Here is a 381-nt window from a genome sequence, read left to right as displayed (position 1 = left end):
TCGTAGCTACTGCTTCACGATCCGGAAATTCTGAAGCCGACCTTCAACGTCACCTGATAATGCCCCACCTTGCCATTCTCGATATGGCCGCGGGTTTCGGTCACCTCGAACCAGTCCATCAACTCCAGGCTTTCACTGGCCGTGACCAGCGCATTCTCGATGGCGTCTTCAATGGTGGTGCGAGACGACCCAACTAATTCAACCTTCTTGTAGACATGATGGTCAGACATGACTGCTCTCCTTTTCGGTACATGTTCCAAGTGTCTGAGCGGCAAAAAATCCCTCACCGGAAACGCTCTGCCCTCATCCATGTTCTTTCATCTGTGACACCGAAGTCCGCGTATTACAAGGGGCTCTTTTGCCCAGTCGGTCAAAAAAACC

General features: G+C 51.7%; 1 protein-coding gene. It reads right to left on the bottom strand.

Annotation, left to right across the window (positions count from 1 at the left end):
- Positions 1–14 precede the first annotated feature (14 nt).
- Positions 15–230, bottom strand: a complete 216-nt coding sequence (locus A3730_RS23525) for a dodecin (protein ID WP_007149047.1) — start codon at positions 228–230, stop codon at positions 15–17.
- Positions 231–381 lie beyond the last annotated feature (151 nt).

It is taken from the genome of Alcanivorax sp. HI0044, assembly GCF_001634945.1.
This window is presented reverse-complemented; position numbering and strand designations above follow the sequence as displayed.

What these genes read in the sequence shown, in the direction of transcription:
- A3730_RS23525 (WP_007149047.1), bottom strand. Translation starts at nt 230, where the DNA reads ATGTCTGACCATCATGTCTACAAGAAGGTTGAATTAGTTGGGTCGTCT.